Origin of the sequence: Actinoplanes sandaracinus (assembly GCF_030009775.1) — a bacterium.
GTDB lineage: Bacteria > Actinomycetota > Actinomycetes > Mycobacteriales > Micromonosporaceae > Actinoplanes > Actinoplanes sandaracinus.
Genome location: NZ_JASCTH010000009.1, coordinates 1 through 13,314 on the forward strand (window position 1 = coordinate 1; position 13,314 = coordinate 13,314).

Annotated in this window: 11 protein-coding genes and 1 pseudogene; 8 read left to right on the forward strand and 4 right to left on the reverse strand. The window is 73.1% G+C overall.

Annotated elements, in window-relative coordinates; genetic code table 11:
- Positions 1–145 precede the first annotated feature (145 nt).
- The 5 genes and pseudogenes from QLQ12_RS15120 to QLQ12_RS15135 all read left to right on the forward strand — a co-directional run bounded on the left by QLQ12_RS15120 (position 146) and on the right by QLQ12_RS15135 (position 4,375).
- Complete coding sequence (locus QLQ12_RS15120) at positions 146–1,312, forward strand: dipeptidase (protein WP_282760421.1); 1,167 nt, start codon at positions 146–148, stop codon at positions 1,310–1,312.
- Between the two features lie 113 nt (positions 1,313–1,425).
- Positions 1,426–3,066, forward strand: a complete 1,641-nt coding sequence (locus tag QLQ12_RS15125; RefSeq protein WP_282760423.1) for a beta-1,3-glucanase family protein — start codon at positions 1,426–1,428, stop codon at positions 3,064–3,066.
- A gap of 243 nt (positions 3,067–3,309) precedes the next feature.
- Positions 3,310–3,486: pseudogene (locus QLQ12_RS46885) on the forward strand (helix-turn-helix transcriptional regulator); the annotation flags it as partial.
- Positions 3,487–3,576: 90 nt separating this feature from the next.
- Positions 3,577–3,945 (forward strand): hypothetical protein, encoded by a 369-nt coding sequence (locus QLQ12_RS15130; protein WP_282760425.1) that lies wholly within the window; start codon positions 3,577–3,579, stop codon positions 3,943–3,945.
- 88 nt (positions 3,946–4,033) lie between these two features.
- The gene (locus QLQ12_RS15135; protein WP_282760426.1) at positions 4,034–4,375 is read left to right on the forward strand and encodes an NUDIX domain-containing protein; all 342 of its coding nucleotides are present in this window, start codon (positions 4,034–4,036) and stop codon (positions 4,373–4,375) included.
- Positions 4,376–4,744: 369 nt separating this feature from the next.
- On the opposite strand, the gene QLQ12_RS15140 is transcribed toward QLQ12_RS15135, so the two are convergent.
- Entirely contained in the window at positions 4,745–4,975 is a 231-nt protein-coding gene (locus tag QLQ12_RS15140) for a hypothetical protein (RefSeq protein ID WP_282760428.1), read from the reverse strand.
- 169 nt (positions 4,976–5,144) lie between these two features.
- Positions 5,145–7,868 (reverse strand): helix-turn-helix transcriptional regulator, encoded by a 2,724-nt coding sequence (locus QLQ12_RS15145; RefSeq protein WP_282760430.1) that lies wholly within the window; start codon positions 7,866–7,868, stop codon positions 5,145–5,147.
- Between the two features lie 244 nt (positions 7,869–8,112).
- Here QLQ12_RS15145 and QLQ12_RS15150 point away from each other — a divergent pair, with 244 nt between their 5' ends.
- On the forward strand, positions 8,113–8,796 hold the full coding sequence (locus tag QLQ12_RS15150) for a GNAT family N-acetyltransferase (RefSeq protein ID WP_282760432.1): 684 nt from the start codon (positions 8,113–8,115) through the stop codon (positions 8,794–8,796).
- A 29-nt stretch (positions 8,797–8,825) separates the two neighbouring features.
- Here the strand turns inward: QLQ12_RS15150 and QLQ12_RS15155 are convergent, their stop codons facing one another.
- Positions 8,826–9,689, reverse strand: a complete 864-nt coding sequence (locus QLQ12_RS15155) for an SCO6745 family protein (protein WP_282760434.1) — start codon at positions 9,687–9,689, stop codon at positions 8,826–8,828.
- Between the two features lie 129 nt (positions 9,690–9,818).
- On the opposite strand from QLQ12_RS15155, the gene QLQ12_RS15160 reads away from it, so the two are divergent.
- Positions 9,819–10,319 (forward strand): CGNR zinc finger domain-containing protein, encoded by a 501-nt coding sequence (locus QLQ12_RS15160; RefSeq protein WP_282760436.1) that lies wholly within the window; start codon positions 9,819–9,821, stop codon positions 10,317–10,319.
- A gap of 393 nt (positions 10,320–10,712) precedes the next feature.
- On the opposite strand, the gene QLQ12_RS15165 is transcribed toward QLQ12_RS15160, so the two are convergent.
- Positions 10,713–11,732 carry a LacI family DNA-binding transcriptional regulator gene (locus tag QLQ12_RS15165; protein WP_282760437.1) on the reverse strand — a complete coding sequence of 340 codons (1,020 nt, stop codon included), beginning with the start codon at positions 11,730–11,732 and terminating at the stop codon, positions 10,713–10,715.
- Between the two features lie 75 nt (positions 11,733–11,807).
- Here QLQ12_RS15165 and QLQ12_RS15170 point away from each other — a divergent pair, with 75 nt between their 5' ends.
- Positions 11,808–13,040 (forward strand): MFS transporter, encoded by a 1,233-nt coding sequence (locus QLQ12_RS15170; RefSeq protein ID WP_282760439.1) that lies wholly within the window; start codon positions 11,808–11,810, stop codon positions 13,038–13,040.
- Positions 13,041–13,314 lie beyond the last annotated feature (274 nt).

The following is a 13,314-nucleotide window of genomic DNA, read 5'->3' on the forward strand; positions in this document are numbered from 1 at the left end:
TTGTCGCACCGGGCATGTGAAAGAGATTCCAGGGCGGCGGGTGCCAGGCCAGTTCCCGTGCAGGTGCCACCCGGTTGCGGTGAATCGGACACCGGAACGGGCTGATCCGCTTGCACCGGACAGCGGCGGCCGGTAGCCAGGGGAGATGAACTTGATCATCGACGGCCACAACGACCTGCCGATGCGCCTGCGTGAGTGGCACGGGTCGGCGGTGACCGGTCTGGAGAAGGAGCGGCCTCCGCTGCACACGGATCTGCCCCGGCTGCGGGCCGGCGGCGTGGGCGGCCAGTTCTGGTCGGTGTACGTGCCCTCCGACCTGCCGGAGCCGGCGGCGGTACAGAGCACGCTGGAGCAGATCGACCTGGTGCACCGGATGGTGGCCGCCTACCCGGACGATCTGGCGCCCGCGTACACGTCGGCGGACGTGGAGTGGGCGATGGCGAGCGGCCGGATCGCCTCGCTGATCGGCGTGGAGGGCGGCCACTGCCTGGGTGGTTCGCTCGGGGTGCTGCGCTCACTGGCGCGGCTCGGGGTGCGCTATGTGACGCTCACCCACAACCACCACACGTCGTGGGCGGACTCCGCGACGCAGGATCCGGTGCACGGCGGCCTGACGGCCGAGGGGCGGGCGATCGTACGGGAGATGCAGCGCCTGGGAGTGCTGGTGGACCTGTCGCACGTGTCCGCCGCGACCATGCACGCCGCTCTGGACGAGGCCGTCGCCCCGGTGATCTTCAGCCACTCCGGCGCCCGCGCGGTCACCGACCACTCCCGCAACGTTCCCGACGACGTGCTGTCCCGGCTGCCCGGCAACGGTGGCGTCCTGCAGTTGACGTTCGTGTCGTTCTTCGTGTCGTCGGCGGTCCGCGACTGGATGCGGGCCGCCGACGCCGAGTGGGAGCGGCTGGGCCTGCCCGCGTACGGCGAGGACTGGCCCCGCGCGCCGCTCCCCGGCGAGGAGCCGTCCCGCGTGCCGGTCGGCGAGGTCCACGACTTCGCCGCCGAGCCCGCCTTCCGTGCCTGGTTCGACGCCAATCCGAAGCCGTTCGCGACGGTGACCCAGGTCGCCGACCATGTCGACCATGCCCGCGAGGTGGCCGGAGTCGATCATCTGGGCATCGGTGGCGACTTCGACGGCACGCCGGAGGTTCCGGACGGTCTCGCCGACGTCTCCGCCTATCCGCGCCTGTTCGCCGAACTGCGTGACCGCGGCTGGTCGGATTCCGACCTGGAGAAGCTGGCGAACCGCAACATTCTGCGCGCCCTCCGTGACGCCGAGGAGCAGGCCGAGGAGCCTCTCTGGCCGCGCTGATGCTTTATTGCAAGAAAGTTAACTGTGAACATTGACAACGACATTGAGCGGCATGAGTCTGTGAGAGCGCTCTCAGTGAGCCGGTCCTGAGGGCGCTCGAGCAGAGGAGTCCGATGAAGGGCCTATGCACACTACGAAGGCGACTGCGCTCGGCAGTCCGCGCCCTGGCGGTCACCGTGGTGGCCGTCCCCGCCGCCCTGACGGTCACCCCGAACGCCGCCCAGGCCATCGGGCCTGACCTGCTGCCGGTGACCATCACCAACAACACGGGCCGCGGTGAGGCCGTCCACCTCTACATCCTCGGCCAGGACATCCGCCCCGGAGGACGGCTCGGCTACGTCAACGCGGCCGGGAAGTTCACGAACTGGCCGGCCGGTGGGCTGCCGCCGACCCCGGCTCCCGATGTCTCGATCGCCGGCCCAGCCAACGGCGGCAGCGTCACCGTCCGGTTCCCGCGGTTCCTCTCCGCACGCATCTACTTCTCGCTCGGCCGCAAGCTCGACTTCCGGCTGACCCCGGACGGACTGGTGCAGCCCGCTCCGTGGGCCGGTGGCGACCCCAACCGCGACATCCTGTTCGACTGGTCCGAGTTCACCTACAACGACGCGGGGCTGTGGCTCAACAGCTCCCAGGTCGACATGTTCGCTCTCCCGCACGCCGTGAGCGTCTCCGGCGCCGACGGCCGGACCAGCCGCACCGGTGACCCCGTCACGAACGGCCGGCAGAACGTCATCGACCAGATCCGCGGCATCGGAGACTTCAATCGGTCGATCATGACCCGGTCGGACGGCACCGTCCTGCGGGTGCTGGCGCCCGGCAAGGCGATGGACGCGGGCCTGATGAACCCCACCTACCTGGACGGCTACATCAACTCGGCCTGGAACGCCTACACCGGCCGCACCCTGACCGTCGTGCCGCGGGTCAACGAACCCAACCGGCGCTTCTTCGGGCGCACCTCCGGCAACACCATGGTCTTCACCGACTCGGCCGGCGCCCAGGTGGCCACCGTCGCCAAGCCGACCACCGGCAACGTCTGGGGCTGTGACGGGGTGTTCAACGCCCCGAACACCCCACCGTTCATCGAGCCGGAGATCAAGCGGACCCTGTGCGCCGGCCTGAACCGGGGCACTCTGGGCACCTCGTCGCAGGAGCCGGTCCTCGACGCCGGGCAGTTCTACCGCAACGGTTCGCCGAACCATTACTCGAGGCTGATCCACGCCAACATGGCGGACGGGCGGGCGTACGGCTTCGCGTACGACGATGTCGGTGGTTTCGAATCGCTCGTGCACAGCGGTGACCCGCGCTCGGCGGCGATCGTGCTGTCGCCGTTCACCGGCGGGAGCCCGCCGCCGACCGACCCGCCGCCCGCGACGGGCAACGCGATCGTCAGCAACTGGCACGGCAAGTGCGTCGACGTGCCCAACGGGAACTTCAACGACGGTCAGCGCCTCATCGTCTGGACCTGCACCGGAGGCGCCAACCAGCGCTGGGAGTTCGTCAACGGCACCCTGCGCACCCAGAACAACAAGTGCATGGACGTCGCCTGGGGCTCGACGGCCGACGGCGCGGCCGTGCAGATCGCGAACTGCAGCGGCAACCCCGCCCAGCAGTTCGTGCTCAACAGCGCGGGCGACCTGGTCAACCCGCAGGCCGGCAAGTGCGTGGACATCGCCGGCTGGAACCCCGACAACGACGCGGTCCTGCACCTGTGGACCTGCACCGGCGGCGCCAACCAGAAGTGGCGCCGGGCCTGACACCGCCGCCTGGTCCGCCGCAGTCCCGGCGGACCAGGCCATCCGCCCCAGTCCCACCAGGGTCAGGTGTGCGTCCGGGACGGACGAACTGGCTGTCAGCAGCGGCTCACCTACTGACCCCTCCGCATCCGTCCCGGCCGCTGTCATCAGTCAACCGTGCCGCGGCATCGACCCCCAGGTCGCCGATGCCGCACCAGTGACGCATCGACGTTGCATAGCACCCCGTCATCCGGATGATGGGGCATGACGGCCAAACGGCGCCGACTCGCTGAGCGGCGCAAGAATATGGGATTCACTCAGGAAGGTCTCGCCGAGGCCGTCGGCGTGGACCGCTCGACGGTCGTACGGTGGGAGCGTTCCGAATCCCACCCACAGCCCTGCCACCGGCCTCGTCTGGTTGCTTCGCTCGGTGTCTCCGCCGAGGAATTGGCAGTAATGCTGACTCCGGCCGACCGGTCGTCCGTCGTAGGATCTCTCGGAGTCACTGACGACCTCGAGACCGTACGAACCTTGCGCCGCAGTGATCGCGAGATCGGCGGGGCAAGCCTCTACGAGCCCGTCTCCAGCTATCTCCACCGCACGGTTGCGCCGCGGGTCTTCGGCTTCGCACCAGGACCCGAGGGCCGTACGACGTTGGCAGCCGCTGCCACCCTCACCGATATGGCCGGGTGGATGGCACACGAGAGCGGCCAGGACTCACTCGCCGTGCGGCACTTCACCATGGCCTCGGCGATGGCCCGGGGTTCGGATCGGGCGCTGGCGGCACACATCTTCGGCAGCCTTGCCCATCTCGCGCTCCGGCTGGGAACGCGGACCTGGCCGCCCGGCACCTCCAACGCGGCACGATGGCGGCAGCCCAGACGAACGCCCGCCTGCTGACGCTTCGGGCCTGTTGTTTCGCGACGAGGCCGGGCGGCTGTTGCTCGTCGATCCGGCGTACAAACCTGACTAGGATCTGCCCGGCGGAATGGCGGAGGCGAACGAGGCGCCCGCCGAGGCCGCCCGCCGGGAGGTGGCCGAGGAACTCGGCATCGGCTTCGGCGGCGGCCGGCTGCTCGTCGTGGATTGGGTCTCGCCGCACGGCCCGTGGGACGACCTGGTGGCCTTCGTTTTCGACGGTGGTGTGCCGGCCGGGGAGACGCGGGCCGGGATCCGGCTGCGGGACGGCGAGTTGCGGCAGCACCGTTTCGTCACGCCGGAGGTCGCGGCCAGCCTGCTGCGGGACTACGTGTGGCGGCGGGTCAGCGCCGCCCTGGAGTGCGCCGCCAACGGCACGACCGCCTACCTGCACAACGGCTCGCGGGTGTGATGCGCGGACCCGCCGGCGGCCCGGCGTCCTGGTGTGGAATCGGGACGTCCGGCGGATCAGCCGGCCGGGGCCGCGGGGCCTTATGGGCTGCGGCAGGGTACGGCCGGTCGCTGAGCGGTGATCACCGCCAACGTGAAGATCGTACGGTTTACCGGATCGGCCGCCCCCCAGGGGTCGTCGGAGGAGACGAGGAACCCCCGGCACGCGTGGGGCGCGCCGGGGGTTCCGCACGGATCGGCCGAGCAGTCCCGGGACGGTCGGGGTGCGCCGATCCCTCCGCGACCCCGGGGAGCTACCACGCGCCGCACCGTTTCGGCGCAGCTCCCCGGGATCGCGGCGAGAAGGATGGAAGGAGGCGAGAACGGTGGGTCAGCCGGCGATGTGCACGGCGGACGTGTGCCGGCGGCCAGCGTCCTGGCGGCTGAGGATCGCGTGGATCTCGCGAGTCTCCTCGGCGCTGTGGCGGCCCAGCATCAGATCGAGTTCGGAGCGCTCGGCAGCGGTGCGGAACGCGGCGAGCTCGTCGGCCAGACGGCGGTGGGCGCGGTGTTCGGCGATGCGGTGGGCGATGGCGGTACGGGCGTTGCGAATGAACTGCATGACGAACTCCTTGACGGATAGTGACGGAGAAAGCCTCGTCGCTTCCGGGTACAACCATCCTCCAGACATGCGACATCCCCAAATCCACCAGGTAAAACTCACGCGACGAAAGTGACCGCCGCCACCGGATTACCGTTATCCGGGTCACTCTGCGTTGTGTATGGGCTGGTCACGAAGGGTTGGTGATCTCCCCCACCGGCAGGGCCGAGAGCAGCTGGGTCCGGGAACGGACACCGAGCTTGCGGTAGACGCGGGTCAGCGTCGCCTCCACCGTCTTCACACTCAGATAGAGCCGGGTCGCGATCTCGCGGTTGCTGGCGCCGTCGCGGACCATGCCGGCGATCCGCAGTTCGGTCGAGGTCAGGCCCTGGTCGGGCGTGCCTTCGGTGCGGGCGAGCGCCCGCTTCGCCTCCAGTGCCCACGGGTGGGCCTCGGCCGTACGAAACAGCGACAGCGCCTCGGCGATCGCCTGCCGCGCGGCGGCGTAGCGGCGCCGGCGGCGTTCCGCGCCGGCTGCCACCAGCAGGGCGTGCGCCTGCTCGACCGGCTGCCCCAGCCGCTCGAAGTGCCGGGCCGCGGCGTTCGCCAGGTCGGCGGCGGCGTCGGCCTGGCCGGACTCGGAGTTGACGATGGCGGCGGCCCGGTCCAGATAGCCGCTGAGCGCCGGCGTGCTGCCCAGCTTCTCCGCCGCCGACCGGGCCAGCGCCAGCGTGTCGGCGGCCTCGCCGTGCTCGCCGAGAGCGGCCAGGGCGGCGGCCAGATCGGCCCGCCAGCGGACGATCATCGGGTCGGCGCTGCCGGCCTCGGCCTCCAGGTCGCGCAACTGGCGCAGCGTGGCGACGCCGGCGCGGGTGTCACCGGCGCGAACCTCGGCCTGGCCCAGGGCGTGCAGCAGGCGGCGCAGGTAGAGGCCGTCGCCCTCCTGGCGGGAGGAGCGGATGCCCCGGCGGGCGAATCCGGCCGCCGCTTCACAGGTGCCGCCGGCCAGTTCGGCCACCGCGGCGGTGTACCAGGTCGGGCCGGGACTGAGACCCGCCTGCTGCGCTGCCCGGACGGCGCGGTGGGCGTACCGCAGGGCCTCCTGGCACCGGCCCGCCCTCGTCGCCACCTCGGAGAGGGTGCGGAGCACCTCGACCCGGGCCTCGCCGATCCGGTCGTGCTCGGCGACCGCGAGCAGGGTGAGCAGTTCGGCGCGGGCCTCGTCGAGCCGGTCGTCGAAGAGCGCCATGCGCGCCGCCATGTAGTGCGGGCCGTAGTGCAGCCAGTCCGGGGCGGGCGCGGCGGGCAGCGCACGGGCCCGGTCCAGAGTCGCGCGCCAGCGTGCCTCGCCCCGGACCCGTTCGATCTGGGCGAGCATGGTCAGCGCCATCGCCTCGGTGGTCGGGTCACCGGCCCGCCGGGCCGCCTCCTCCGCGCGCCGGGCTTCGGCCGCGCCGGTGCCGAGGTCGCCGGTGAGGAACGCCGCCCAGGTCAGCCGCAACCGGACGGGGGCGGCGAGCGCCGGATCGTCGCCGGCCTCGGCGAGCGCGGCCGCGAACATCTCGCCCATCTCGGCCAGCGCCTGCCCGGCCAGGTCGATCAGGACCACCCGGGCGCGGACCCGGTGCCCGGCCGGCGCGTCGGCGGCGAGGACCGCCTCGGCGGCCCGGCCGGCCAGCGCCGGCGCTCCCCCGGTGAGGGCGGTACGGGCGGCGGTCACCAGCCAGTCGAGGCGGTCGGCGGAGCGCTCCGGCGGGCAGCGGTCGGCGGCCAGCAGGTACAGCTCGGCGGCGGTGCGGTCGGCGCCGAGCATCGCGCAGCGGCCGGCCTCGGCGGCCAGGGCTCCGGCGACGGCGTCGTCCGGGCGTGCGGTCCGCAGCGCCTGCTGGCGCAGGGCTTCGACCGGGTCGTACGCGGCCGCCGCGAGTTCCGCGTGCACCCGGCCACGGGTCGCGGCCGGCGCCTCGTCGCTGATCACCTGGGCGAGCAGCGGCGGCGTGAACCGGATCCGCTCACCGGACAGCTCGATCACCCCGGCCGCGGCGGCGACGCGCAGTTCGCGGGCCGCGTCGTCGCGCCCGGCCCGCAGCATCAGGGTGAGCGTGGGCTCGGTGGCGAGCGCCGCCACCAGCAGGGTGTCGCGTGCCTCGGCGGGCAGGGCGGCCAGCCGTTCGCGGGCCATCTCGCGGACCGGCTCGGGCAGCGGTGCGGGCCGCCAGGCGGGCCCGCGCGTGACGGCGCCGCCGAGGGCGAGGGCCAGGAACGGATTGCCTTCGCTGGCCTGGTGCAGCTGGCTGGCCGTGCGACAGGGCAGGCCACGGGCTTCGAGGAGAGCGGTGAGATCGTCCGGGGAGAGCGGCGGCACGGCCATCTCGACCGCCGGGGCGGGGCACAGCCGGACCGCGCGGGACCGGCCGGGGCGGCGCTCGGCGGCGAGCATCCGCACGCGCGGGCCGGGGCGCCGCCGCATCGCGAAGCCGATCAGTTCGGCCGACTCCGGGTCGAGCCACTGGGCGTCGTCGAGGACCAGCAACACCGGGGCGGCGCGGGCGCAGTGGGCGAGCAACTCGTGCAGGGCCAGGCGCCGGGCGAGGGCCGGCACGCCGGTGCGCGACGGCCCGCCCCGGCGCAGCGTGGCCAGCGAATGCCGTGGCGCGGGAGCCAGCGCGGCGACCGCCTGCGCCGGGACCTGACGGAGGAGGTCGGCGACCCCGGCGTAGGCGAGGACCTGCTCGCCGCGGGCCGGGCGTAGCCGGAGGACCAGTTCGCCCCGTGCCGTGGCCTGGTCGGCGACGGTGTCGAGCAGCGCGGTCCGGCCGATGCCGGGCGGACCGGACAGGGCCACCCCGCCGCCCGCCGCCAGCCGTGCGTCGATGGCCGTGAGCAGGGCCTCCCGGCCGTGCAGAGTAAGCACCTGGGCTCACCCCCTAGATCTGAGGGAGTCAGCCTAGAAACTCGGACACACCGTCATCAATAAGTTCGCGGGTATGTCACACCCCGGCCACTTCGTGGTGGTCACCCCGGTGCCTTGTTCCGCCGGCGCTTCGGCGCCGCGGGCCTTGGAGACCTGCGCCGTCCTCAAGCCCCCACTGCCCCGTAACCGCAACGCCGAGCCCCGGTCCCCGGGGCCACTGGGGCGCTAGTGATCTACTGAGCCGATGAGGGACCTACGAGATCTCATCGTTCGCTGGCAGCGCGGCTGGGGCGTGGCCCGCGCGTTGCCCGCCGCCGAAGACGTCGACGGCGGGTTGCGGTTACGGTGCATGCAGCCCGGTCGCGACGTCGAGTACATCGCGACCGATGCCGGTGCGGACCGGGCGTCGCTCACCAAGTTGGCCGAACTCGTCGCCGGCGAGGACAGCGTCACCTGGCTGACCGTGCCCACCACCGACCCGGCGGGGACGGCCTCGGCCCTGACGGCCGCCGGGCTGGTGCTGCTCAAACGCTCGGAACTGCTGATGACCGCCGATCTCGACGGCCACCCGCAGAGTACGCCGGCCGCGCCGTACCGGCTTCTGACCCAGATCGACGCGCATCGCGGCGGCCGCGTGGTCACGGCCACCGTCCGGCACGAGGACGGCGAGGTCAGCGCGCACGGGTCGATGGGACTGGCCGGCCCGGATGCGGTCGCCGACCGGATCGAAACCGTGTCAGCCCACCGCCGCAACGGTCTGGCCAGCGCTGTCATGTCGGCGCTGACCCGTTCCGCGAGGGACGAGGGCGCCGAACACGGCATCCTCATCGCCAGCGAGGAGGGGCAGCGCCTGTACACGACGCTCGGCTGGCAGCCGGTGGCCGACGTGCTGATCGCGACGACGCCGGGCAACAGATACCCGTCCTGAACGGCACGGCTCGCCGGGCGGGCAGTGTCTCAGGCCGGCGCCCGCACGGTGCCGATACCCAGGGTGCTGCTCCTCGGCAGCATCCCGGACGTGAACACCTCACCCAGCAGCGGCCGGGTGAGGTCGGCCAGCCGTTCGGCGTTCGCTTCGCCGAGGGCCCGCCACGGCCCGGCCGCGAGTTCGTCGGTGTGCCGCTCGACCCGCTCGCGCAGGGCGTGCCCGGCTTCGGTGGCGGTCCCGTCGGCGTAGACCAGGCCGCGGTCGGCGAGCCGCTGCTGCGCGGCCGCCCACTGCTCGCCGGTCCATCCGCGCCCGGCGAAGTTGGCGGCGGGCGCGGCGCCGATGGCGGCGAAGGAGACTAGAGCCTCGCAGGGGTCTAGCCCGGCGGCGTGCAGGGCGGTCAGGTGCCCGTCGCCGCGGTGTTCGCGCAGCACCGTGAACGCCTGCCACAGCGCCAGGTGCGGTTCGTCCGGCCACGGCAGGTCGAGGTTGGCCGCGGCGAGAGGCCGATGCGCCAGGTCGATGCTCTGCGCGGCCCGGATCGCGAGATCGGCCGCCTCCTCGAGCTGCGTCACGGACGGCAGCAGGGTGCGCAGCGTGCGGTCGACCGCCCGCAGGCGGGCGTCGAGCACCCGCGGCGGGGCGGTGACGGCCCAGATGCCGGGCACGTGCTCGGCGATCATCGCCGGGCTGAAGCTGTAGTAGGTGGCGGCCACCAGCGCCGGGCCGGCGGCGCCCAGCGGGGCCGTCCGCCAGGCGAAGTAGCTCGGCCAGCGTGACGTGATGTCGTAGCCGAGCGCCGCCGCCTCCTCCGAGGCCTCCGCGCTGAAGTACAGCGCCGCGTGGACCGGCTCGATCTGGTGCCACATGTGCCGTGCGAGTGACCCGGACATACCTCATCCTCCTCACTGTCTATGTAAGCTACGACAGTGACGATAGAACCCTGGCGCATCACTGGTCAATCTGAAGTAGACAGTTATGTCGGTCGAGGAGTCGAGCGAGCGGTCCTCCTGATCAACAGCTTGGCCGTCACAACCGCGCACGGCCGCCTCGTCTCCCCGCCCGACGCGGCCGAGCAACGGCTCGCCGCCGTCACCGCCCAGCTCGCCGCCCCGACGCGTCTCACCGCCACCGACGCCGACGCCCTGGCAACGGTCGCGGTCGAGATGCGTCCCGTGTTCGGCGCGGGTGATCACATCGCCGACGCCGCCGCCCGGCTCAACCACCTGCTGATCCGCCACCAGGCGGTGCCCAACCTGCACGGCCACCCCGGCCGCGCTCCGGTGCTGGCCTTTCACCGCCCCGACGCCAGCCTCGTCGACGCGTGGGCCGCGGACATGGGCACCGCCCTCGCCATGGTGATCGGCGTGGGCCAGGCGGCGCGGCTCGGCGCATGCCAGGCCGACCGGTGCTCCCTGGTGTTCTTCGACACGACACGCAACGCTTCCCGTCGCTTCTGTGACCTGTCGTGCCAGAACCGCGCCAAAGCCTCCGCCTACCGCGCCCGGCGCAGCGCCTCCTGAGCCGGGCGCAGCGGCATGGGATCGACCCGCCCGCGGGTCACGGACGCGGCAAGGCCGCCAAGGAGAACCTCCATGTCGTACGCCGTGGGCCGCCCCGCCGAACCACACCTCCCGCGGCCACCACGCGGCGAGGGCTCCCGCACCGCCCCAGCGCGCCTCTCGGGCGAAATCCGCCCTCACCGGCCGGCCCGCCGGAGTCCACACCCCAGCCCTCGGTGAGGGCCGCGCGAGTCCGGCCGATCGCCCAAGTCCCGGCCGATCGCACAAGTCCCGGCCGATCGCCCAAGTCGCGGGGCGATCGCGCGAGTCCCGGCCCCTCGCACGAGTCCCGGCCGATCGCACAGTCCCGGCCGGTCGTCCGTGCCGCCCGTGGCGCGTGGGCGGGACGGGCGGTCACCGTGGCGGCAGGGCTCCGGCGGCGGCCGGCCCGGTCGTGCCCCGCACCACCAGCCGTGGCGGGATGATCACGGCGCGGGGGCCGGTGGCCGTACCCTCGATGCGCTCGACCGCCCGCTCGACGGCGCGGGCCGCGAGAGCGTCGATGTCCTGCCCGACGGTGGTGAGATCGATGTGCGCGAGCCGGCTGAGGGTGGTGTCGTCGTAGCCGACGACGCTGAGGTCGCCGGGCACGCTCAGCCCGTTACGGCGCAGCACGTCGAGCAGCCCGGTCGCGCTCAGGTCGTTGAAGACCGTCACCGCGGTCGGCGGGTCGGCCAGCAGTCTCTCCGCCGCGGCGGCGCCATGCTCCTCCCCCGGGCCGCCGGCCACCACCCGGATGTGCCCGTCCAGGCCGTGCCGTCGCATCGCCTCGTGATAGCCGGCCCGGCGCTCGGCCGATCCGTGCAGGGCGCCGCCGTCGACGTGCGCGATCCGCTGGTGCCCGAGCGCGACCAGGTGGTCGACGGCCTGGTGCGACCCGAGCGCGTCATCGTTGTGGACCACGTCGATGTCGCGCCGCCGGGCGCTGCGCATCATCGCGATCACCGGCAGGCGGGCCGCGATCGATGCCAGTTCGGAGCCGCGCATCTGGCCCCCGAACAGCACGATCGCCTCGCACCGGTCCTGCAGGAGGTCGCCGACGGCCGTACGCTCGCCGCGCCGTGGTGTCACCGCGCTGAGGGTGAGCTGATAGCCGGCCTTGCCCGCCGCGTCGTAGAGCCCGGTGAGCAGGTCGTGGTGGAACGGGTGCCGCACGTCGAAGACGACGCCGATCAGGCGGCTGCGCCCGCTGCGCAGCAGCCGGGCCCGGCTGTCCGGCTGATAGCCGAGCCGTCGCGCCACCTCGAGGACCCGCTCGCGCGTCGCCGCCCCGGCGCCGGGCGCGCCGCGCATGACGATCGACACCAGCGCGACCGACACCCCGGCCTCGGACGCGACATCGGCGAGAGTGATCCGCCGCTCCCCTGACCGCATCCCGCGATGGTACGGGGTGTGACAACTAGAACGTTCTATCGGCGCGCGCTACTAGAACGTTCTAGAGTTTCGCCGGTGGACACCCTGACCGCAGGCCGCCGCTGGGCCGCCCTGCTCGCCCTCTCACTCGGCGGCTTCGGCCTCGGCCTGACCGAGTTCTCCGCCATGGGCCTGCTGCCCGAGATGGCCCGCGACCTGCTCCCCGCCGACTACGCCGGCTCCGCGCCCGACGCCGTGGCCAAGGCCGGCTGGATGATCACCAGCTACGCCCTGGGTGTCGTCGTCGGCGCGCCCACCATCGCCGCGCTAACCGCCCGGCTGCCCCGCAAGAACCTCGTCCTCGGCCTGCTCGGACTGTTCCTGATCGGCACACTGGCCTCGGTCGCCGCGCCCACCTTCGAACTGGTGCTGGCCGGCCGTTTCATCGGGGCGCTGGCACACGGCGCCTACTTCGGCGCCGCCGCCATCCTGGCCGGCCGCATCCTCGGCCCCGGCAATCTGGGCAAGGGTTTCGCGATCGTGCTCGGCGGGCTGACCGCGTCCAACCTTCTCGGCGTCCCGCTGATCACCGGGCTCGGCCAGTCCCACGGCTGGCGTGTGGCGTACCTCATCGTCGCCGCCGTCTTCGCCCTCAGCCTCCTCGCCGTGCTCGCCACCGTCCCCGCCGTGGCCGCCGCTCCCGGCGGCTCGCCCCGCGCCGAACTCCGCGCCTTCCGCTCGCCCCGGGTGTGGCTGGCCGCCGCGATCGTGGCCGTCGGCACCGCCGGGTTCTTCGCCGTCAACAGCTATATCGCCCCGCTGACCACGAACGTCGCCGGCCTCCCCGACAGTTCCGTCCCGTGGGTGATGGCCCTGATGGGGCTGGGGATGACACTGGGCATCGCGGCCGGAGGCGCCGCCGCCGACCGTGACATCCGGCGCACCGTCCTCTACGGCTTCACCGCGGTCGTCGCCGCCGTCGTGCTGTTCGGCCTGGCCGCCGGGCATCCGGTCGCCCTGTTCCCGGCCGCCTTCGGCGTCGGCGCGGCCAGTGCCTTCATCGGCCCGGCGCTGCAGGCCCACCTGATCGAAGCCGCTCCCGGCACCCAGCTGATGGGCGCCGCCGTCAACCAGTCCGCAGCCAACGTGGCCAACAGCCTGGGCGCGGCTCTCGGCGGCGCGGCCATCGCCGCCGGCTGGGGCTACCTGTCGTCCGTCTGGATCGGCGCCGCCCTCGCCGCCGCCGGGCTCGGCCTCGCCGTGCTCAGCTTCCGCACCGGCAGAACCTCACAGCCGGAGCGCGCCGCGCGCGAAGCCGTCGCCGCGTGACCACCCCGCTCCCGACGCCCGCATCCCGTCCGCCGGCACACCCGCTCCTCCACCCCCAGGCCGTCCCGACCCAGCCGTCCAGACCCAGCCGCCGCACAACACGCCCGCGCTACGGCCCCGCCGACGCCGCCGGCCCAGCCGTCGCCCACGCGCGTCACGGCCGCCCCCACAACACGCCCGGGCTACGGCCGGGTGGCGGTTCGGGCGCTGGGCTTCGGCGGTTCAGGCACTGCGGTTCGGGCGCTGCGGTTTCGGGGGCGCGGGTGTCGGTGGA